Origin of the sequence: Streptomyces sp. WZ-12 (assembly GCF_028898845.1) — a bacterium.
Classification (GTDB): domain Bacteria; phylum Actinomycetota; class Actinomycetes; order Streptomycetales; family Streptomycetaceae; genus Streptomyces.
Window position 1 is genome coordinate 1,895,181 of sequence record NZ_CP118574.1, and the last position, 20,584, is coordinate 1,915,764.

General features: G+C 74.0%; 17 protein-coding genes and 1 tRNA gene. 4 read left to right on the forward strand and 14 right to left on the reverse strand.

The window, feature by feature from the left end; all coding sequences use genetic code 11:
- Positions 1-44 precede the first annotated feature (44 nt).
- From PV796_RS08130 to PV796_RS08155, 6 genes are all read right to left on the reverse strand, one after another.
- A complete protein-coding gene (locus tag PV796_RS08130; RefSeq protein ID WP_274912246.1) occupies positions 45-1,001 on the reverse strand; it encodes a D-alanyl-D-alanine carboxypeptidase family protein in 957 nt (318 codons plus the stop codon).
- 207 nt (positions 1,002-1,208) lie between these two features.
- A complete protein-coding gene (locus PV796_RS08135; RefSeq protein WP_274912247.1) occupies positions 1,209-2,432 on the reverse strand; it encodes a cytochrome P450 family protein in 1,224 nt (407 codons plus the stop codon).
- Positions 2,433-2,557: 125 nt separating this feature from the next.
- Positions 2,558-3,778 carry an MAB_1171c family putative transporter gene (locus PV796_RS08140; protein ID WP_274912248.1) on the reverse strand — a complete coding sequence of 407 codons (1,221 nt, stop codon included), beginning with the start codon at positions 3,776-3,778 and terminating at the stop codon, positions 2,558-2,560.
- Positions 3,771-4,343 (reverse strand): hypothetical protein, encoded by a 573-nt coding sequence (locus PV796_RS08145; RefSeq protein WP_274918912.1) that lies wholly within the window; start codon positions 4,341-4,343, stop codon positions 3,771-3,773. Before PV796_RS08145 ends, PV796_RS08140 begins: the two co-directional genes overlap by 8 nt.
- 61 nt (positions 4,344-4,404) lie before the next feature.
- Positions 4,405-4,911 carry a helix-turn-helix domain-containing protein gene (locus tag PV796_RS08150; RefSeq protein ID WP_274912249.1) on the reverse strand — a complete coding sequence of 169 codons (507 nt, stop codon included), beginning with the start codon at positions 4,909-4,911 and terminating at the stop codon, positions 4,405-4,407.
- Between the two features lie 323 nt (positions 4,912-5,234).
- Positions 5,235-5,308, reverse strand: a tRNA-Pro gene (locus PV796_RS08155).
- A gap of 169 nt (positions 5,309-5,477) precedes the next feature.
- Between PV796_RS08155 and PV796_RS08160 the strand changes: the two genes are divergently transcribed.
- Together PV796_RS08160 and PV796_RS08165 are read left to right on the forward strand one after the other, a co-directional pair.
- On the forward strand, positions 5,478-6,236 hold the full coding sequence (locus tag PV796_RS08160) for a transketolase (protein WP_274912250.1): 759 nt from the start codon (positions 5,478-5,480) through the stop codon (positions 6,234-6,236).
- A 129-nt stretch (positions 6,237-6,365) separates the two neighbouring features.
- Positions 6,366-7,259: a transketolase family protein gene (locus PV796_RS08165; protein ID WP_274918913.1), complete on the forward strand. Its 894-nt coding sequence runs from the start codon at positions 6,366-6,368 to the stop codon at positions 7,257-7,259.
- Positions 7,260-7,280: 21 nt separating this feature from the next.
- Here the strand turns inward: PV796_RS08165 and PV796_RS08170 are convergent, their stop codons facing one another.
- On the reverse strand, positions 7,281-8,195 hold the full coding sequence (locus tag PV796_RS08170; protein WP_274912251.1) for an alpha/beta fold hydrolase: 915 nt from the start codon (positions 8,193-8,195) through the stop codon (positions 7,281-7,283).
- A gap of 165 nt (positions 8,196-8,360) precedes the next feature.
- Here PV796_RS08170 and PV796_RS08175 point away from each other — a divergent pair, with 165 nt between their 5' ends.
- Complete coding sequence (locus tag PV796_RS08175; protein WP_274912252.1) at positions 8,361-11,585, forward strand: amidohydrolase family protein; 3,225 nt, start codon at positions 8,361-8,363, stop codon at positions 11,583-11,585.
- A 275-nt stretch (positions 11,586-11,860) separates the two neighbouring features.
- Positions 11,861-13,126 carry an acyl-CoA dehydrogenase family protein gene (locus PV796_RS08180; RefSeq protein ID WP_274912253.1) on the forward strand — a complete coding sequence of 422 codons (1,266 nt, stop codon included), beginning with the start codon at positions 11,861-11,863 and terminating at the stop codon, positions 13,124-13,126.
- A 57-nt stretch (positions 13,127-13,183) separates the two neighbouring features.
- Here the strand turns inward: PV796_RS08180 and PV796_RS08185 are convergent, their stop codons facing one another.
- The 7 genes from PV796_RS08185 to PV796_RS08215 form a co-directional block, all read right to left on the reverse strand.
- Positions 13,184-13,843 carry a GAF domain-containing protein gene (locus PV796_RS08185; RefSeq protein WP_274912254.1) on the reverse strand — a complete coding sequence of 220 codons (660 nt, stop codon included), beginning with the start codon at positions 13,841-13,843 and terminating at the stop codon, positions 13,184-13,186.
- Positions 13,840-14,463 carry a GTP-binding protein gene (locus PV796_RS08190; RefSeq protein ID WP_274912255.1) on the reverse strand — a complete coding sequence of 208 codons (624 nt, stop codon included), beginning with the start codon at positions 14,461-14,463 and terminating at the stop codon, positions 13,840-13,842. The genes PV796_RS08185 and PV796_RS08190 overlap by 4 nt, the downstream gene beginning before the upstream one ends.
- Positions 14,441-14,854 carry a DUF742 domain-containing protein gene (locus PV796_RS08195; RefSeq protein ID WP_274912256.1) on the reverse strand — a complete coding sequence of 138 codons (414 nt, stop codon included), beginning with the start codon at positions 14,852-14,854 and terminating at the stop codon, positions 14,441-14,443. The genes PV796_RS08190 and PV796_RS08195 overlap by 23 nt, the downstream gene beginning before the upstream one ends.
- Positions 14,851-15,300, reverse strand: a complete 450-nt coding sequence (locus tag PV796_RS08200; protein WP_274912257.1) for a roadblock/LC7 domain-containing protein — start codon at positions 15,298-15,300, stop codon at positions 14,851-14,853. The genes PV796_RS08195 and PV796_RS08200 overlap by 4 nt, the downstream gene beginning before the upstream one ends.
- A complete protein-coding gene (locus PV796_RS08205; RefSeq protein ID WP_274912258.1) occupies positions 15,290-17,251 on the reverse strand; it encodes an ATP-binding protein in 1,962 nt (653 codons plus the stop codon). Before PV796_RS08205 ends, PV796_RS08200 begins: the two co-directional genes overlap by 11 nt.
- 213 nt (positions 17,252-17,464) lie before the next feature.
- Entirely contained in the window at positions 17,465-18,670 is a 1,206-nt protein-coding gene (locus PV796_RS08210) for an MBL fold metallo-hydrolase (protein ID WP_446750574.1), read from the reverse strand.
- Between the two features lie 333 nt (positions 18,671-19,003).
- Entirely contained in the window at positions 19,004-20,395 is a 1,392-nt protein-coding gene (locus tag PV796_RS08215) for an NAD(P)/FAD-dependent oxidoreductase (RefSeq protein WP_274912259.1), read from the reverse strand.
- Positions 20,396-20,584: the final 189 nt, after the last annotated feature.

Genomic DNA, 20,584 nt, shown 5'->3' on the forward strand with positions numbered 1-20,584 from the left:
GGCGGGCGGTCGGGGCTCGTTCTGGCGTTGGGGCGTGGCGGGCGTTAAGAGCCCTCGTCAGTGGGGCCGGTACGGCCGACCGGTTCGGCGTGCGTCACGCGGTTGAAGCCCCAGTCGAGCAGTGTGCTGGCCTCCTTGTAGACGCCGTTGAGCGCGCCGGATTGGGGGTTGAGCACGGTGGCGATGAGGGTGTGGCCGTTGCGGCGGGCGGCGGCGATGAGGGTGTTGCCGGCCTTGCTGGTGTAGCCGTTCTTGACGCCGATGATGCCGGGGTAGCGGGCCATGCCGTGCGAGCCGGCCAGCAGGCGGTTGGTGTTCTCGATCTGGACGGCGGCGCCGCCGGTGGCGGGGAACTTGGCGCGGACGGTGGAGCAGTAGCGGGCGAACTCCTCGTTGGCGAGGCCGGCGCGGGCGAAGACCGTGAGGTCGAAGGCGGAGGACACCTGGCCGGGGGCGTCGTAGCCGTCGGGGGACTTGACCGTGGTGTCGCGGGCGCCGAGCCGGTTCGCCGTTTGCTGCATCTCGCGGGCGGTGGTCGACCAGCCGCCGTTCATGGCGGCGAGGACGTGCACCGCGTCGTTGCCGGAGCGCAGGAAGACGCCGCGCCAGAGGTCGGCGACGGTGTAGCTGCTGCCCTGGTGGACGCCGACGACGCTGCTGCCGGCGCCGAGGCCGGACAGGTCGGCGGCGCTGACCTGGCGGACGCGGTTGGCGGAGAACTTGGGCAGCACGGTGACGGCGAAGAGGGTCTTGAGGGTGCTGGCCGGGGCGAGTTTGCGGTGTGAGTTCTTGGAGGCCAGCACTCTGCCGGTGTCGGCGTCGGCGACCATCCAGGCTAGGGCGCTGAGGCCGCTGGGGGACTGCCGGGCGGGGGCCTCCGTCTGACGGCCCGTCGGTGCGGCGGGACGGGCGTCGGCCGGTATCGGGGTGAGGGTCATTCCGGCGGCGGCGATCAGTGCCAGCGCACCGGTCTTCTTGGAGACGAGCGCGTCAAATGCCATGGGGTCACGCTAAGTAGGGCGGACGGAGGGCGCAGCACGGTTGCGCCAGACGGGCCACGGGGTGGTGGTGTGTTCGGCGTGTCGGGGGCGTGCGCGGGTGCAAAGAAAGACCCGCCCGGTGCGACGGGGGATGCACACCGGGCGGGTCACAGCCCTTTCTACCGCATGTCTGAACGGTTACGCATCAAAAAGATGTGCGCTCTTGGATTACCAGGCCACGGGCAGCGAAATCAGGCCACGTGCGCGGATCGTCCGGCGGTGGCGCACTTCGTCCCGGGGGATGTCGAGGCGCAGTCCGGGGAAGCGGCTGATGAGGGCGTCGATGGCGGTCTCGGCCTCCATGCGGGCGAGCGGGGCGCCGAGGCAGTAGTGGATGCCGTGGCCGAGGGCGAGGTGGCCGGTGGGGTCGCGGGTCGGGTCGAAGGCGTCGGGGGCGGGGAAGCGGGCCGGGTCGCGGTTGGCGGAGGCGAGGGAGAGCAGGACGCACTCGCCGGCGGGGATGCGGGCGCCGCCGATTTCGATGTCCTCGACGGGGAAGCGGCGGATGGCGAGGGCGGCGGGTCCGTCGTAGCGGAGGAACTCCTCTACGGTGGCGCTGAGTTCGGCTGGATTTCGGCGCAACGCCCCGAGCCTCTCGGGGTGGTCGAGGAGGGCGAGGGTGGCGTTGCCGATGAGTTGGACGGTGTTCTCGTAGCCGGCGAAGAGGATGAGGAAGGCGAGGGAGGTCAGTTCGTCCTCGGTGAGCCGGTCGGTGGCGGCGTCGCCGGGGGTGTGGTCGCGTACCGCGATCAGGTCGGAGAGCAGGTCGTCGCCGGGGGTGGCGCGCTTGGCGGCGATCAGGTCGGTGTAGAACTCCAGCATCGCGCCGACTGCTTCCTTCCTCGCGTGCGGGCGGCCGGGGTCGGGGGTGAGGAGCGCGTCCGACCAGGCCAGGAAGTCGCGCCGGTGTGCGGCGGGGATGCCGAGGAGGTCGCAGATGACGGTGATCGGGAGGGGGCCGGCGTAGTCGGTGACGAGTTCGGCGCGGCCGTTCGCGGCCATGGCGTCCAGCAGTTCGTCGGCGATGCGGCGGACCAGGGCGCGGAGGGCGTCGATGCGGCGCGGGGTGAATGCCTGGGCGACCAGGCGGCGGATCCGGGTGTGGTCCGGGGGGTCCATGTTGAGCAGGTTGGCGTCGAGGGCGGGCGGCAGGGTGAAGCCGCGGTAACTGCCGGGCGCGGCATGGCGCTTGTCGAGCGAGAGCCGGGGGTCGGCCAGGGCGCCGCGGACGTCGTCGTAGCGGGTGACCAGCCAGGCGGGCTGACCGTCGGTGCCGGTGATGCGGTGCACCGGGCCGGCCTCGCGGAGGGCGGCGCAGGCGGCGTACGGGTCGTCCAGGAGGGGGGTGGTGTCGATCGGGGCGTCGGGGCCGGTCTCGGCGGTGTTCTGCATGGCGTACGAGCCTAGATCAGCGCGGGTGGCTGCCGGGCGGCACCGGCCGGGTGGGGTCGGTGCCGCCGCGGGCGGGTCGGGAGGCCCGGACCCCCGTACCGGGCCACCCCGTCTGTGGGGTGTGGTCAGCGGCGCGGGGTGGCGCTGCGCTGGCGCAGTTCGACGAGCACGGTTTCGATGAGCGGGGAGCGGTAGACGTCGGCGACGAGCGCCAAGTGTTCGTATTCGGCGGCGAGTTCGGGGCGGTGGTGGGCGGTGGCGACCACCACGCTGTCGGCGCCGTGGACGGGGACGTGGCCGACCGCGCGGTTCTCCAGGCCGCGGCGCAGGGCGGCGGCCTCGGCGACGGCGGCCAGTTGCCGGTCGTCGAGGGAGACGGCGCGGGCGCGTTCGAGGACGATGTCGACGGCGTCGGACTCCACGTGGCGACGGATGCCGCGTTGGACGTCGCGGATCTCGGCCATTTGACGGTTGGCGCGCCATTCCAGGTCGGCGAAGGGCCAACGGCCGGACCACCGGCTTCCGTCCATGGTGACCTCGGGGGTCTGGGCGGTGACGGTGCGCCAGAGGGGTGTGAGGCGGCGCAGTCGGCGCCAGGCGGCGACGCGGGGGCCGGCGGCGGGCAGGCTGAAGCCGGTCAGGACGAGGAGCGCGGCGACCGAGGCGCTGAGGGGTGCGACGCCGTTGGAGAGCCAGTGGGCCGGATGTCCGGTCCATGACAGGCTGAAGCCGATGACCTTGCAGGCGCAGTAGACCAGGCCGAGCCAGCAGCCGGCGGCCAGCACCCGCAGCCCGCGGGCCAACCAGGAGGGCCCGAGCCGGGCGGCGTAGCGGGGGCAGAGGGTGCCCAGGCCGGCGAGGCTGGCGCCGAAGATGGCCAGGTACAGGACCAGGAAGACCATCACGCCGGGGGCGTCGGTGTAGGCGGTGCTGAAGTCGCGGGGGTGTTCCACGGCATCGGGGCGGCCGACGGCGAAGCCGGTGACGGCCACCGCCCACAGGAGCGCCACCGCGCCGACCGTCCGGCGGGCCCTGGTCCGGGCGCCGGCCCGGGCCGCCCCGCCGTCGCCGGCCGTCCAGCGGAGCAGCAGCACCAGCGCCCCGGCGGCGAAGACCATGACGGAGGAGTACAGGAAGACCATGGCGAGGTTGGCGACGCCGACCAGATGGTCGAAGCCGCGGTAGAGGCTGGGTGCGGAGAAGAGGAAGACCGTGGCGACGCCGCCGGTCATCACGCAGGCCAGCCCCAGGTCGGTGTTGCTGCGGTCGCGGAACCAGGCGACGGCTTTGTACGCCACCAGGGCCCAGGCGGCGGCCCCGAAGCAGAGGTAGACGACGTCAAACACGGCTCTCCCCTTCCCGCGCGGCGGCCTCCCGTTGGCGGCGGATGTGTTGGAGCGCGGGACCGAGCGCGGCCGCGACCTCGGCGGCCGGCCCCTCCAGCGGGAGTTCCCGCTCGGCCGCGGAGGGCACCACGTGCTCCATCAGCAGCGTGCCGAGCACCTCGGTCTCCCGTTCGGTGGGGTTGTCGTAGCCGTGGTGGCGGGCGAAGCCCATCGTCAGACCCATCCGTCGCATCGCGGTGGCGACGTCGACGGACGGGGTCCACAGCCGCAGCGCGTCCTCGGTGACGGCCGGGTCCTGGGCGTGGCCGAGGAGGAGGTGGCTGAGTTCGTGCAGCACGATGTGGGCCTGGTGCCAGGGGGAGGTCTTGAGTTCGTAGAAGACCCAGTAGCCGTCGTCGGTGGTGGCGGTCATTCCGGAGACCACCCCGCCCAGGCCCATCGGCACGAGGTGGACGGGGCGTTGGACGCGCGCGGCGACGATGTCGCAGATCCCCCGCAGGTCGGTGGAGGCGGGCAGGTGCAGCTCCTTGATGAGCTGCTTGCACCGCCTGCGCATCTGCCCCACTCGCATGCTCGTCCCGTCCTCGTGTCCGGCCCGCCGCCAGGTGGTGAAGATCCCGTCGCGCTCAGCGGTCGGTGTCGGGCCGTGCGGCACGCCGCTCACCTCCCTGCTCCGGCGGGCCGTCCGGCAGGTTCATCTGCCGGCGGAACTGGGAGATGATCGTCGTCAGGCTGTCCTGGACTTCCGGGGGCAGCCCGACCGAGCGCAGCGCGATGGCGCGCACCCGTTGGTCCCGCATGGCGGCGAGGAACCGGACCTCCTCCTCCACCCGCGCGGCCTGCGGCTGCGAGAGGTCCCCCAGCAGATACCCGACGGGCACCGCGAAGAACTTCGCCAGCGCGCGCAGGAGTTCGGGGCTCGGGTTCGCCCGTCGTCCGTTGCGCAGCATCGACAGGTACTGCTCGGTGACCCTGACGCCGCCGTACTCCGCCGTCCCGCGGCCGATCTCCTCGGCCACGTGGGCGTTGGTGTACGGGGCGCCCGGCGGGTGCATGTGCGCGAAAAGGTGGTTGAGCCGTTCCGCGAGCACGCTCCCCTCCCCCTTGGACCGGTTGTCCCCTCCCACGGCCATCCCCCCGTCCGTCCGGCCGGCCCAACGAGCAGTTAAGGCCGCCGAAGCCACCTCCCCATCCTGTCACGCCGGGAACGCGGCGCACCAGTCCACATACGGACAGTGAGGAACGCCGGACTTAACCGGGAGTTGAGTGATGAGGCAACGACACTGCGTCGACCTGGGCGGGGCGTACGGCGGGGCGGGGCGGGGCGGCGACCCGGGCCTTCTGGCGGGCGCGGCAACGGCGTTGGGACGACGGCGGGCGGGGGCCGGGGCCAGGAGAACGCGAAAAGACCGTGTCGGATATTTCCGACACGGTCTCCAACTCACGTTTCCGTAAGTCGGGACGACAGGATTTGAACCTGCGACCCCTTGACCCCCAGTCAAGTGCGCTACCAAGCTGCGCCACGTCCCGATGCTCACCACCCCGGGGCTCCCGGAGCGGGCGTGCGACACAACAATACCGCACTTCAGAGGGTGACTGTCGCCATCTCCCGGCCGATGGGGGCGGGGCGGTCGGCACCGGCGGTCGCCCCGCGGGCGGCCTTGACCTCAAGCCGGCTTGAGGTTGCAAGGTCGGTGGCATGACGCACACGGCGACACAACCGGCCCTGGACGCCCCGCTGCACGACGCCCGTGGATTCGATGAACTGCCCCGCCTGATGGGGCTGATGACCGGCGACGAGAAGCACGGACCCGCGGCCACCTCCCCCCTCGACGCCCTCTGGGTCCTCTACGACCGGGTGCTGCGGGTCTCCCCCGCCACCGCCGACGACCCCGACCGGGACCGCTTCCTGCCCTCCAAGGGCCACGGCCCGATGGCCTACTACGCGGTGCTGGCCGCCAAGGGCTTCTTCCCCGCCGACTGGCTGCCGGACTTCGGCGCGTACCACTCGCCGCTCGGTCACCACCCGGACCGGGTGCTGGTGCCCAGCGTCGAGATCGGCAGCGGATCGCTGGGGCACGGGCTGCCGCTGGCCGTCGGCACCGCGCTGGGGCTGCGCGCCCAGGGCCGCACCGGGCCGGCGGTGTGGGTGCCGCTCGGGGACGCCGAACTCGACGAGGGCAGCAACCACGAGGCGCTCGCCTACGCGGGCGCGGCCGGCCTGGACCGGCTGCACGCCCTGGTCGTCGACAACTCCTCGGCCGCGCACGGCTGGCGGGGCGGGATCGCCTCCCGCTTCGGGGCCGTGGGCTGGTCCGCGGCGACCGTGGACGGCCGCGACCACGAGGTGCTGCACGCGGCGTACCGCGCCCCGCACCCGGGCCGGCCGCACGCGGTGGTCGCCCGCGTCGAACCGAAGAACGCCACCGCCCCCGCGCGGCCCCGGCGGGCGGCCTGAGCGTCCCGCGTCGCACCACCGAGGACGTCCGACGTCCCCCCTCCCCATGACGACCGGCGACTGACGACCGGCGACTGACACCTCACGGCCAACGGCCCTGATGCGAGAGGACTTTGAGTGAGGGACACCATGCGGGAGCGGTTCGCCGCGGTCGGTTCGCGACTGCTGGACGAGGACCCGCGGCTGGCCGTGGTGCTGGCCGACATCGGTGCCGATGGCTTCGCGGACGCGGCCCGGCGGCACCCCGCGCGGGTGCTGAACGTCGGCATCCGGGAGCAGTTGCTGGTCGGAGTGGGCGGCGGGCTGGCGTTGACCGGTATGCGGCCGATCCTGCACACCTTCGCCAGCTTCCTGGTGGAACGCCCCTTCGAGCAGGTGAAGTTGGGCTTCGGCCACCAGGGCACGGGTGGGGTGTTGGTGAGCGCCGGCGGCTCCTACGACTGGCCCAGCGGCGGTTTCACGCACATGGCACCGGGCGATGTGGCGCTGTTGGACACCCTCGACGGCTGGACGGTGCACGTGCCGGGGCACCCCGACGAGGCCGAGGTGCTGCTGCGGAAGGCCGCGGCGGCCGGTGACGACAAGGTGTACGTGCGACTGTCCGTACAGGTCAACGAGGCTCCGTGGGCCGTGGACGGGGTCGGGTTCGCGACGGTGCGTCAGGGCGGTGGCGGGGTGGTGGTCGCGGTGGGCCCGATGCTGGACAGCGTGCTGGCCGCCACCGAGGGGTGGGACCTGACCGTGCTCCACGCGACGACCGTGCGGCCCTTCGACGGCCGGGCGCTGCGGGCCGCCGCGGACGCCGCAGGTTCCGCGGACGTGGTGCTGGTCGAGCCGTATCTCGCCGGTACCTCCACGGGGCACGCCAACGACGCGCTGGCGGACCGGCCGCACCGGGTGCTCGGACTCGGCGTCGGCCGCCGGGAGTTGCGCCCCTACGGGCAGCTCGACGAGCACCTGGCGGCACACGGGCTCGACCCTCGGGGGCTGCGGGACCGGATCGGCGGGTTCCTTCGTCGGTAGGCCGGCCCGGGGGCGGATGGGTCAGAGGCGGGCGTCGAGCCAGGTCAGCAGGTCGGCCTGGACCTGGTCGCGGCTGGTCTCGTTGAGGATCTCGTGACGGGCGTCCGGGTGGGCGCGCCAGGTCAGGTCGCGGGTACCCAGGTAGCGGAAGTCCTCCAGGAGTTCGTGGACCAGGGTCATCCGCTGGTGGCAGGGGTCCTGGTCGCCGACCGCGACGTGGACGGGCAGGCCGCGGGGGATCCGGGCCAGGTGGGCGGGGTCGTTGAGCTTGCGGATGGCGCGCACCCAGTCCAGGACCAGGCCGGCGGAGAACGGGAAGCCGCAGTCCTCGTCGGCGACGTAGCGGTCGACCTCGGCGGTGTCGCGGGAGAGCCATTCGTAGCCGGTGCGGTGGGCGAAGGCGTCGTTGAAGGAGCCGAAGGTGCGGGGGAGGAAGGGCGAGGGGTGGGCGCGGCCGTGGGCGGCGATCTCCGCCTCCAGTTCGGCGGTGGCGGCGTCGATGTCGAGGCCGGGCAGGGTGCGGAAGACACCGGTGAGGACCAGTCCGGCGAGGTCGGCGCCGTACTCCTGGGCGTAGTCGCGGGCCAGCATGGCGCCCATGCTGTGGCCGAGGAGGACGAGCGGGAGGCCGGGGTGGGCGGCGGCCGCGTGGTCGCCGATGCCCTTGAGGTCGCCGACGATGGCCCGCCAGGCGTCCTCGCCGGTCACTCCGCGGCCGCCGGTCGAGGGGGCGGTGGCGCCGTGGCCGCGGTGGTCGGAGGCGACGACGACGTAGCCGCGGTCGGTCAGGAAGCGGGCGAAGCGGTCGTAGCGGCGGGCGTGTTCGGCGGCGCCGTGGGCGATCTGCACCAGGGCGCGCGGGGCACCGGTCTCCGGGAGCCAGGTGTAGGTGGCGATGCGGGCGCCGTCGGGGGCGTGGTGGACGTCCTGCTGCATGGTGCTCTCCTGGGGCGGCGTCGGTGGTCGCGCCCACTCTGGCCGGTGGGGCGGCCATTGGCCACGGGGCGCGCGAGGCGGATATGGCCGAGTGCCCGCCCGGCGTGGCACGATCGGGCGGTTCTGAGTCGACCCGTGCCGCAATCCCCTTTCACAGGAGGAACGTTGGACACCACAGACCGCTCCGAGCACTTCCCGATCCGGCGTGCGCCGCTGACCCGCCGCAGATTCCTCCAGGGCACCGCCTCGGCCGCCGCCGCGGCCGGGCTGGCCGGCGTCGCCGCCCCCGCGGCCGAGGCCCTGCCCGCCGCGCCGTCCGCCGTCCCGGCCGCGGGCGCGCCCGTGACGCTGTCCTTCACCGCCGCCACCAACGGCGCGGCCACCCTCGCCCCGTCCGGTGACCATCTGGTCGCCGAGGTGCAGAACGTCCTGTGGTCGCTGCCCCGACACGGCGGCGAGGCGCGGGCGTTGACCCCGCCCGACCTGGAGCCGACCCGCCCGGCGTACTCCCCCGACGGGCGTCGGCTGGTGGTCTGCGCCTATCGGGGCGGGAACTTCCACCTGTGGACACTGGCCCCGGACGGCTCGGGCCTGACGCGGTTGACGGACGGGCCGTGGGACGACCGGGGGCCGGCCTGGTCGCCGGACGGGAGCCGGATCGCGTTCGCCTCGGAGCGCGGCGGCGACGCGGTGGCCGGGAGTCCGTACCGCATCTGGGTCCTGGAGGTGGCGTCCGGGCGGTTGACGCGGGTGACCGGGGTGCCGGGCCAGGACGGGCCCCATCAGGACGGCGCCTGGGAGGACTTCGACCCGTGCTGGTCGCCGGACGGCTCCCGCATCGTCTTCGTCCGCGGGCGGGTGAGCGGCGCCGCGCTGCTCTCCCGGACGGTGGCGTCGGTGCCCGCCGACGGGCGGGGCGCGGTGCGCACCGAGCACACCGAGGCGGCCGCGGCGCAGGTGATGGTGCCCGCGCTGTCCCCGACGGGGCGACTGGCGTATCTGCGGACCACCGACTTTCCGGGGCCGACCTGCACGCTGGTGGTGGACGGGACGGCGGTGGCGGTGGACGGCGATGTGGAGCCGGTGCCGCCGCGCTGGGTGTCGCGGGAGGAGCTGCTGCTGACCGTCGGCGGGCAGTTCCGCATCGTCCGGCCGGATGCGCCGCAGCGCGTGGAGACCGTGCCGTTCGCCGCGCGGCTGCCGCTGGATCGGCCGCGGTACCGCCTGAAGGACTACGGTTTCGAGTCCTCGGCGGCCGGCCCGGTCCGCGGCATCCATCTGCCGGCGCTCTCCCCCGACGGCCGCAGGGTGGCGTTCGCGGCGCTCAACTCGCTCTGGGTGGCGCCGACTTCCGGCGGCGGCGCGCCGCGCCGGATCACCTCGGCGGCGGCCACCCGGTATGTGCTCGCGCCCAGTTGGTCGCGGGACGGCCGGGCGCTGGTGTACGCGGACGACCGGGACGGGCTGTTCGCGGTGCGCCGCCGGGAGTTGGACTCGGGGGCGGAGACGGTGCTGGCGGCCGGCGGGCGGGTGCAGCCGGCGCTGTCGCCGGACGGCGGTCGGCTGGCGGCGCTGGACATGGCGGGCCATCTCGTGGTGCGGACGCTGACCGGTGGCGCGGAGAAGGTGCTGGCCGCGCCGATGGGGGCGGGCGGGCTGCCGGGCCGGCCCAGTTGGTCGCCGGACGGGCGGTTCCTGGCGCTGTGCGACCGCAATCGGCTCAACCGCCGGTTCCGCGAGGGCTACAACGTCATCCGGATCGTCGATGCGGAGTCCGGGAAGGACCGGCTGTACCAGGTCGCCGAGCACGTCTCGATCGCCGACCGCTATGACTCCGGTCCGGTGTGGTCGCCGGACGGCAAGTGGTTGGCGCTGATCGCGGAGTCGGCGCTGTGGGTGCTGCCGGTGCGGCCGGACGGGACGCCGGCGGGCGCGCCGCGGCAACTGACCGAGGAGGCCGCGGACCATCCGTCGTGGTCCGGGGACTCCGGGACGCTGCTGTACCTGTCGGCCGGGAAGCTGCGGCTGGTTCCGGTGGCCGGCGGTCCGGCGCGGACCGTTCCGGTGGCGCTCACCCGGCGCCCGGCGCGCGCCCGGGACACCGTGGTGCACGCCGGCCGGTTCTGGGACGGCACCGGTGAGACGGTGCGGGAGGACGTCGACGTGGTGGTGCGGGAGGGGCGGATCACGGCCGTGGAGCCGCACCGGGCGTCCCGGGCCGGCGCCGCCCGCCGGGTGGACGCCGGTGAGCGGACGGTGCTGCCGGGGCTGTGGGACGCGCACACCCACCCGTGGCAGACGACGTACGGCGGGCGGCAGTCCGCACTGCAGCTGGCGTACGGCATCACCACCACGGTGTCCTGCGGCGGCTTCTCCTACGAACAGGCCCGGCTGCGGGAGGCGTTGGCGTCCGGGGCGCTGACCGGGCCGCGGCTGCTGACCTGTGGTGAGCTGCTGGACGGTGGTCGGGTGGCGTACAGCATGGGGCGGGCGCACCGCACCGAGGCGGGGCTGCGCCGGTCGTTGGCCCGGGGCGCTGCGTTGGACTGGGACTTCGTCAAGACGTATGTACGGGCGCCTGGTTGGGTGATGGCCGAGGCGGCGCGGTTCGCGCACGAGCGGCTCGGGGTGCGCGCGGGGAGCCATCTGGTCACTCCGGGCGTGCAACTGGGACTGGATCTGACGACCCATCTCCAGGCCACCCAGCGGCTGGAGTTCGGCCATGCGGTGTCGGCGTCGGGGCACGCGTACCAGGACCTGACGGAGGTGTATGCGCAGGGCGGGTTCCGGATGTTGGCCACGCCGTTCTCGGCGTCGCCGCTGATCGGTGAGGATCCGGCGCTGGCCGAGGACGTGCGGGTGAGCCGGCTGATGCCGCCGTGGGACGTGGCGGTGGTGCGGGAGAACGCCGGACACCCGCCGACGGCCGCCCAGTTGGCGGACATCGGGGTCGAGGTCGGGGTCTACCGCCGGGTCCTGGCCGGCGGCGGGCTGGTGGCGCTGGGCACCGACCAGCCGCTGGTGCCGGTGGGGCTCTCGTTGCACCTGGCGCTGCGGGCGCTGCACCGGGGCGGGCTGAGTGTGGCGCAGGCGCTGCGGACCGCGACGGCGCTGCCGGCGGAGGTGTTCGGCGCCGAGCGCGATCTGGGGACGTTGGAGGTCGGCAAGCTGGCGGACCTGACGCTGGTGGACGGCGATCCGTTCCGGGACATCGCGGCGCTGGTGCGGACCTCCGCGGTGCTCAAGGGCGGGCGGCTGTACGAGCAGCGGGAGTTGGTGGAGTCGTTCCCGGCGCCCGGTGCTGCGGCGCTGACGGCGGCGGCCGGTACGGACTGGCTGGAGGTGGGCCGGCAGCAGCGCCGCGAGTCCTGCTGCGACCTCGGGCACTGACGGCCGGGGAAGCGTGGGGTGGCGCGGTTCCGCGGGGTGGCGGGACCGCGTCGCACCGCGCTCCCGGGAGGGGTTGTGCGGCGCACGCGCGCACTCCAGGTGTCCGTATGGATACGCCGGGTTGATGTTTTGCGCGACCCGGAGCTGGTATGCCAACGGGTGTTGCGCACCGCGGAGTCAAGATCGTTTCCGATACGATCTGGCGGCGTCGCGCGCGTCACACCCCCAGCGGGGAGCGGTCCGCAGGCAGGCAGTTCGCGTAAGGAGGGCTCGTCTTGCATCGCTACTTCACCGACCGGCGGCACGAGGTACTCCGGCGCCAGGTACGGGACTTCGCCGAGCGCGAGATCCGGCCCCGGGTCGCCGGCATGGAGGCGCACCGCACCGTCAGCCCCGACCTGTCGCGGCTGATCGCCCGTCAGGGATGGATCGGCGCGACGGTGCACCGCAGATACGGCGGGATGGGCGCCGGGCACGTCGCCAAGACCCTGATCATCGAGGAACTGTCGCGGGTGAGCGCCGCGATGGGCGCCATGGCGCAGGCGTCCCAGTTGGGCGCTGCGAAGATCATCCACTTCGGCAGCGAGGAGCAGAAGCGGGCCTGGCTGCCGGCGATCGCCTCCGGCGACTGCCTGCCGACCATCGCGGTCACCGAACCGCACTCCGGCGGCCATGTGTTGGGGATGGCCTCCACCGCGGTCCGCGACGGCGACGACTACGTCCTGAGCGGCCGGAAGATCTACGTCGGCAACAGTCACATCGGCGATCTGCACGGCGTGGTGGTCCGCACCGGCGAGGGCTCCGGGGGCCTGTCGGCGTTCCTCGTCGAGTCCGGCACCCCCGGCTTCCGGGTCGGGCCGCAGCAGCCGGCGATGGGCCTGCACGGCTTCAGTTTCGGCGAGTTGTTCTTCGACGAGTGCCGGGTCCCGGCCGCCAATCTGCTGGGCCGGGAGGGCGACGGACTGTCCGTGGCGTACTCCTCCAGCGTGCTGTACGGGCGGCCGAACCTGACGGCGGTCTCGCTCGGCATCCACCAGGCCGTCCTGGACGAGACCACCGCGTTCTGCACCGAACGCCACCGCTACGGCGAGCCGCTCGCCGAACTCCCCACCATCAAGCTGAAGTTGGGCCGCATCCAGTCCCGTCTGCTGCTCGCCCGGCTGGCCGCGTACCACGCGGTGCACCTGTTGGACCAGGGGCTGCCGTGCGATGCGGAGCTGATGAACGCCAAGCTGGTGAACGTGGAGTCGGCACTGGAGTCGGCGCGGGAGGCGATGGACATCCACGCCGCCTGCGGGCTGTTCACCGACCGGCCGGTGGAACGCTTCCTGCGCGATGCCCACCACATCTTCGCGCCGGCCGGCACCTCCGACGTCCAACTGCTGCGGCTGGGCGAACTGGCGCTGGGTCAGGGCAAGGGCGAGTGGTCGGACCGGCTGGCGGGGCTGCTGCGGACGCCCTCGGATTCGCCGGAGGCGACCGCGTCTCCCGGGTCGGACGGACTGCCGGACGGCCGCGGGGCGTTGGCCGGGGTGTTCTGAGGCGCCGGCGGGCCCGGGCTCGACCGGCTCCCGGCCCGGGGCCGCCGGCTCGCCCGGTCAGGAGGCGCCGGCCTCCTGCTGCCGCCGCTCCATCTCGTGGATCTGCTCGACGAGTTCGGCGGCGAACGCCTTGATGGTGTGCAACCCCTCGCGCCCCCAGGGGCGGGGCTCGCGGTCGATGACGCAGACGGTGCCCAGCGTCGTGCCGGTGCGGTCGATCAGCGGGGCGCCGAGGTAGGTGCGGATGCCGAGCTCGTCGACGACGGGGTTGCCGGCGAACCGCGGGTAGTCGCAGACGTCCTCCAGCACCAGCGCCTTGCGCCGCACCACGACGTACGGGCAGTAGCCGTGGTCGCGGGCCATGATCCGCTCCGGGCGGCCGCTGGGCGGCGCCGGGCCCAGCTCGACGGCGGTGTCGAGGTCCGGCGCGTACAGGCCGGCGAAGTACTGCTCCCGCTCGTCGATGAAGTTGACCATCGCATAGGGGGTGTTGGTGGTCCGGGCCAGCTTGCGGGCGAACGCGTCGAAGGCGGGGAGCGGGTTCTTGCCGATGCCCAGTTCACGTAGTCGGGTGACCCGGGCCGGTGCCTCGTGGTCCTCCGGCGTGATCAACAGGCGTCGCGTCAGATCCTCGGTGAGGTGCGGTAGTTGGGAGGAGGGATAGCGCCAGGACGGATAGCGGGAGGGGAACGGGAAGCGTGCGGAGGGGACGTTCATGGCAGCTCCGGGGTGGCGGTGAGGACGGGAAAGGTGAGCAGGTGCGCGACGAGGGACACCAGCACCTGGGTGCCGGACGCGCACTGGCGGGCGTCGCAGGGGACGACGGGGACCTGTGGGTCGAGGTCCAGGGCGGCCCGGATCTCGTCGGGTGCGTAGCGGTGCGAACCGTCGAACTCGTTGACCGCGACGACGAAGTGGATGCCCCGCCCCTCGAAGAAGTCGACCGCGGCGAAGCACTGGTCGAGCCGTCGGGTGTCGGCGAGCACCACCGCGCCGAGCGCGCCGTGGGACAGCTCGTCCCACAGGAACCAGAAGCGGTGCTGCCCCGGCGTGCCGAAGAGGTACAGGACGTGGTCCGGGCCGAGGGTGATCCGGCCGAAGTCCATCGCGACGGTCGTGGTGGCCTTGTCCTCGACGCCGGCCAGGTCGTCGGTGGCGGCGCTGATCTGGGTGATGAGCTCTTCGGTGCTGAGCGGTTCGATCTCGCTGACCGCACCGACGAAGGTGGTCTTGCCGACCCCGAACCCGCCCGCGACCAGGACCTTCAGCGCGGTCGGGAAGTGATCGGACGACGGGTCCACCAAGGTGTGGGGGTCAGAGTCGTCTGCGAAGTCCATGCAGCACCGCCTCCAGCAGGGCGCGGTCGGGACGGGGGGCGGGGGCGGCCGAGACGGCCGAGGGGGTACGCGCGGCGAGCGCCCCGCAGTCGACGAGGTCGGCCAGGAGCACCTTGGTGACGACGGCGGGCAGCCGGATGTGGGCGGCGATCTCGGCGACCGGGACGGTCCGCCCGTCACACAGCCCCAGGACCCGGTCGTAGTCGGGTCCTTGCAGCCCGGCGGGCCGCCGGCCGGTGGCCCGCACCATGGTCATCAGGTCGAAGTCCGCCGTGGGGTGGGTGCGGCCCTTGCTGACGGTGAACGGGCGGACCAGGGGGCCCGCCACGTCGTCGACCCACGGGGCGTCCGGTCCGAACGGCCGCTGCCGGAGGGGCAGGGCCACGGTCAACGGCCACCCGCCGGACCCAGGGTGCGCGGGGCCGCCGACAGATAGGGCCGGACGCTCTTGACCAGCATCCCCATCTCGTAGCCGAGCACGCCCGCGTCGGCCTCGCGGCCGGCGAGCACGGCCAGGCAGGCGCCGGACCCGGCGGCGGCGACGAACAGGAAGGTCTCCTGCATCTCGACGACCACCTGGAGGATGTCGCTGCCCTCCCCGAAGCGCGAACCGGCGCTCCGGGCAAGGGAGTACAGGCCGGAGGAGAGCGCCGCCATGTGGTCGGCGACGTCGGGTTCGAAGCCGTGGCACGCCTTGACGAGGCCGTCGGCGGACAGGAGGACGGCGCTTCGGGTGTGGGGCACCCGCTGGACGAGTCCGGTCAGCAGCCAGGAAAGGTCGGTGTGCTGATTGCCGCGGAACTCCGCGTGCCGCTGTGCGCGCACATCACTCACCATGGTCGGGTTCGTCTCCTCGGGGGCGGGCCGTCGGGGCGTGGTGGTCGGGGGGAAGGAGCAGATCGGGGTCCGCGGTGCGGCCGGTCCCGCCGTCCTGGCCCGGGGTGGTGGCAGGAGCGGGGCCGGGGCGGCCGGCGGCGGCCAGACCGGCCGCGTAGCTGGGGTCGCCGCGGCTGAAGCCGCGTTGGTAGGCGGCCATCAGATGGGGGTCGTGGAGTCGTTCGGGGTCGGTGCGCTGCGGTGGCTGGACCGGCGCGTCGCGCAACTGGGGGGCGATGTGGGCCTGCTTGATGCGGCGCGGCAGCCGGGGCCGGTCGAGCTCGTCCAGGGGTGGCGGCGGGGGCGGCAGGACGACCGGGCCCGGGTCGGCGCGGCGGGTCGGAGCCGGGCGGGCACCGGTGGGGCGCTGGTCGGCGGGGTGGCCGCCGCCCGACAGCGCGCCGGGCGGGACGCCGGCCGGGCCGGAGGCGTGCTGCGGCGCGGTCGCGGCGGCCTCGACGCTGGCGACGGTGGTCTGTGCGGGGGTGCGGACGATGCGGCGGCGGGCGGGGAGGCCGTCTCCTCGGGTGGCGGGCAGCGCCGGCAGGGCCCGGGGCAGGGGCCCGACGGACGGCTCGCGGCGGTCGGGGGCGTAGTGGAAGCGGTCGCCGTGCGCCCGTTGGCCGCGCGCCGGGGCCGGAACGGGCTCCTCGTCCTCCATCCCGTCCGGGAACTCCTCGCGGATCTCGGCCGAGTTGGCGCCCAGCAGCTCCGGCGGCACGATCACGACGGCCTGCACGCCGCCGTAGATGTTGCCCTGGAGCCGGACCAGCAGGCCGTGCCGCTGGGCGAGCGCGGAGACGACGTAGAGGCCGATCCGGCCGTCGTCGAGGAGTTCGGTGAGGTCGATCCGCTCGGGGTCGGTGAGCAGCCGGTTCATCTGCTCCTGTTCGTCCCCCGCCATGCCCAGGCCGCGGTCCTCGACCTCGACGGCGAGGCCGGCGGTGACGTGCCGCGCGCGGACCGTGACCGGCGTCTCCGGGTCGGAGAACTCGGTGGCGTTCTCGACGAGTTCGGCGAGCAGGTGGACGACGTCGGCGACGGCGTGCCCGCGCAGGGTGCCCTCGAAGGGCGAGACCAGCTTGATCCGGGTGTACTGCTCGACCTCGGCGGTGGAGGAGCGCACGACCTCGGTCATGGTGATCGGCCGGGTCCACTGGCGGCGGGTGATGGCGCCGCCGAGGACGGCGAGGTTCTCGGCGTGCCGGCGGATGCGGGTGGCCAGGTGGTCGATGACGAACAGGCCCTTGAGCAGGTCCGGGTCCTCGACCTGGTACTCCATCTCGTCCAGGGTGAGGATCTGGCGGTGGACGAGGGACTGGAGCCGCCGGGCGAGGTTGACGAAGACCTCCAGCTTCTGCTCGTTGCCGGTGGCGTCGCTGCGGACGATGCCCACCGCCTCGATGAGCGCGGCCTCCGCGGCCCGGCCGGTGACGGCGATGTCGTGGGCGACCTGGCCGAGGGGGTCGCCGCCGGGCTCCGCCAGCGGCTCCCGGCCGTCGTGGGGCCGCAGCCACTCGTCGTGGCGGACCCGGTCGAGGAGGTCGACGAGATCGGCCTGGGCGCGGGCGCACGCCTGGCGCAGCCGCGTGCAGCGGTGCGCCTGGGCGCGCGCCTCGGCGTTCCCGACCAGTCCGCCGATCAGGACGATGACGCAGACCGCGGCGAGGCCGCCGGCCAGCACCGCCCACTCGCGCTGGGTGATCCGCGCGCCGCCGCTGCTGACCACGAACGCGGCGACGCCCGCGCAGACGACGGCCACCGACAGGGCGGGGACGGCGGCGAGCCGGACCAGTCGGGACCGCAGCGCCGCGTCGGCCACCGGCTCGGGGAACGCCGCCCGGCCGTGCCGCCCCCCAGGGGAACCGGCAGCCTCCTGGGACCTCTCGGTCCTCGGCGTTGCGGTACGCATCGGCGCCCTCCGGATCGGCCGTTGGCAGTTCACGGAGCACGCACGCTAGTTGTTGCGGGGGTGGGGTTCGGACCTACTTCGGGGTTTCGCTACCCCACGCCACCTACTTGGGTATGCACGGCCCGCACGGGCGCGCGATAAGATCCGAACTCCCGTACAAACAAGGGCGGTTGAGTAGCACACCAGCACCCCAACCGCCCCAACCGCCCCGCCTCACTGCGGGAGTTCGACGGCGGCGGGGTCCGCCTCTCCCTCCACCGCGCCGACCCGCGCCCCCGGACCCGCCGGCGGCCAGCTCGGCCAACCCTGGACCGGCGGCACCGCGACCACCCGCCACCAGGGCTCCACGACCTGCGCCTCGGCGGGCTCGAACGGCCGGCCCGGCGGCGGCACCGCGACCTCGGCGCCGGCCCGGTACGCCGCGGCGACCGTGCGCTCGGCGGGCTCGGCCCACGGATGCGGGGCGAGGTTGAAGGTGCCCCAGTGGATCGGCAGCAGCACCCCGCGCGGCCGCCCGCCCTGGAGGTCGAGCTGCGCCCGCAGCCCCTCCTCCGGGGTCATGTGCACGTCCGGCCAGAAATCGGAGTAGGCCCCTATCTGGACCATCGTGGCGTCGAACGGGCCGTGCTCCGCGCCGATTTGGGCGAAACCGGGGAAGTAGCCGGTGTCGCCGCTGTGGTAGATGCGGTGCTCGGGACCGGCGACGACCCACGAGGCCCACAGCGTGTGCTGCGCGCCACGCAGCCCACGGCCGCAGAAGTGCTGCGCCGGGGTGGCGGTGAGGGTGAGCCCGCCGACCCGGGTCGACTCGTGCCAGTCCAACTCGGTGATCCGGCCCGGGGGCACGCCCCAGAACTCCAGGTCGGCGCCGACGCCCAGCGGCACGACGAAGACCGCGCCGGAGGCCGCCAGTTGCTTGATGGTCGGCATGTCGAGGTGGTCGTAGTGGTCGTGCGAGATCACCACCGCGTCGACCGGCGTCAGCTCCGCCAGCTCCACCGGCACCGGGTGCATCCGCTTGGGCCCGGCCCAGCGCAGCGGCGAGCAGCGCTCGCCCCAGACCGGGTCGAAGAGCACCCGGTGCCCGTCGATCTCGGCGAACACGCTGGAGTGCCCCATCCACGTCAGCCGCAGCCCCGAGGCGGGCGGGCGGGTCCGGTCCGCGGCGGTGGGCCGGTGCACCGGAATCCGTCCCACCGGCGCCCTGCGCAACCGCCCCTCGCGGCTGAGCTGCGTGCGGGCCATCGGCAGCGCGGCGCCGCGGAGCAACTGCCGGGTGGGCGTCGGATTGCGGAACTGCCCGTCCACGAACTGCGGCGACCTGCGCATCCTCGCCAGCCGCTCCCCCGTCGGCTCGGCACCGAAGCTGGCGGGGCGCAGCGCGGTCAGTGGTCTCGGGCGGGGACGGGATGCGGTCACGGCACCTCCATGGTCGGGGCAGTCGCGAAGTGAACGGACCGCACGAACGGTGGGTTCCGACAACCGCCCGAGACCTGCACCGCGGCCCCGACTGCGCCACCGGCACCCTCCGTGGGCAACGACCCGACCGCCCGCCACATTCCCGAACCGACGAAGCGACGCCTCGACGGATCGACCGGCGAGCGGGCCGACGGACGGACGAACCCGCAGACAGGCCCGTACTTCGTCGTACGACGGGGTGAGCGACGACGCCACGCGGACTCCCCCGATCGGGTGAATCCGGAACGGGGTCGCGGCCCCGGCGCGACCGGCGGCGCTCCGCCCCCCTCGCCCTCAGGCCGTCTCCACCGTGCCGGGTGGTCTGGGCAGCCCCGGGCGACGGGGCAGGAAGACCGTGCGCAGGAGGACCCGCGGGGCCATGAGGCGGGCGGGCGGGGCGGTGAGGCAGAAGACGTCCCGGAAGGCGCCGCCGACGACCCGGTCGACGGCGGCGCGGGCGGCGAGCCGGTCGAGGTACCACGACATCAGGCGCTCGCCGGGGCCCGCCTTGGTCTCGGTGCCGTGCGCATAGGGGCGGTCGGCGCCGACCGCGGCCATCCAGGCGGACTCCGCGGCCCGGCCGACCGCCCGCTGTGCCCGGCCGAGGACGCCGGGCCCCGGGCCGCCGACGGCGTCGAGGGTGTCCCGCAGGGCCACCGCGCCGAGCGCGGCCACGGACATGCCCTGGCCGTAGACCGGGTTGAAGGTGCAGTTGGCGTCCCCGAGGACCAGCAGCCCCTCGGGGAGCGCGCCGGGGTGGTCGTAGTGCCGGCGGCGGTTGCGGGTGTCGCGGAAGCCGTGCACCGGCGAGACCGGTTCGGCGCGGGTCAGGAGTTCGTGGACGTAGGGGTCGCCGACGGTGGCGCTGAACGCGGTGAACTCCGCCTCGTCCGTGGGCGGGTGGTGCCCCGTCACCCCGGACAGGGTCAGCAGCCAGTTGCCGCCCTCCACCGGGAGGTAGGCGGCGCCCCGGGGGCACTCAGGCCAGCCGGGGACGTTGACGGCGATCTCGGGTTCGCCGTCCTCGTCGGTGGGCCGGTACATCCGGGTCGCGTAGGCGAGGCCGGAGTCGACGGTCTCCTCCTGCGGTGTCTCGCGGCCGAGTTCGGCGTACCACTGGGGCGTGCGGGAGCCGCGTCCCGAGGCGTCGACGATCAGGTCGGCGGGGAGCCGGCGAGAGGTGCCGGTGGTGCGGGCGCGGACCGTGACGCCGGTGACCCGCCGGGCGTCGCCGATGAGGCCGATGGCCTCGGTCGCCTCCAGGACCTCGACGCGGGTGGTCGGTCCGACGGCGCGCAGGGCCCGTTCGCGGACGACGGCGTCGAGCACCGGCCGGGTGACGCTGAGCGTGGGGTGCCGGCGCTCGTCGAAGCGGCGCTGCCAGCCGGTGGGGGTGCGGGTGAGCAGGTCGCGCGGGAGGTGGAGGCTGCGGGCCCCGGCGTCGGTGAGCGCGGCGACCGTGCCGGGCAGCAGCCGCTCCAGTGCGCGCTGCCCGCCGCTGAGCAGGATGTGCAGGTGACGGGCCTGCGGGACGCCCTTGCGGAAGGCGTGGCCGGCCGGATAGCGGTCCCGTTCGACGACCGTGATCGTCTCGACGTGCCCGCGCAGGGCGACGACGGCGAGCATCCCGGCGAGCCCGCCGCCGATCACGACCGCGGTCCGCCCGCGGGCGGTGTGCTCCGGCATGCGTACTCCCTCTCCCCGCCCGGGCCGGCCCGCCGGTCCGTTGGTCACCGTCGCCGGGATCTGATCACTGTCGGGGCTCAGACTCCGGCGCCCGCCGGGCCGGTGTCAACGACCCGTTCCCGGCTGTGACCGGTTCGACGGCCGCTCGGCAACTCCCGTCCCGGGCTTCCTCCTGACGCGCGGCGGCCA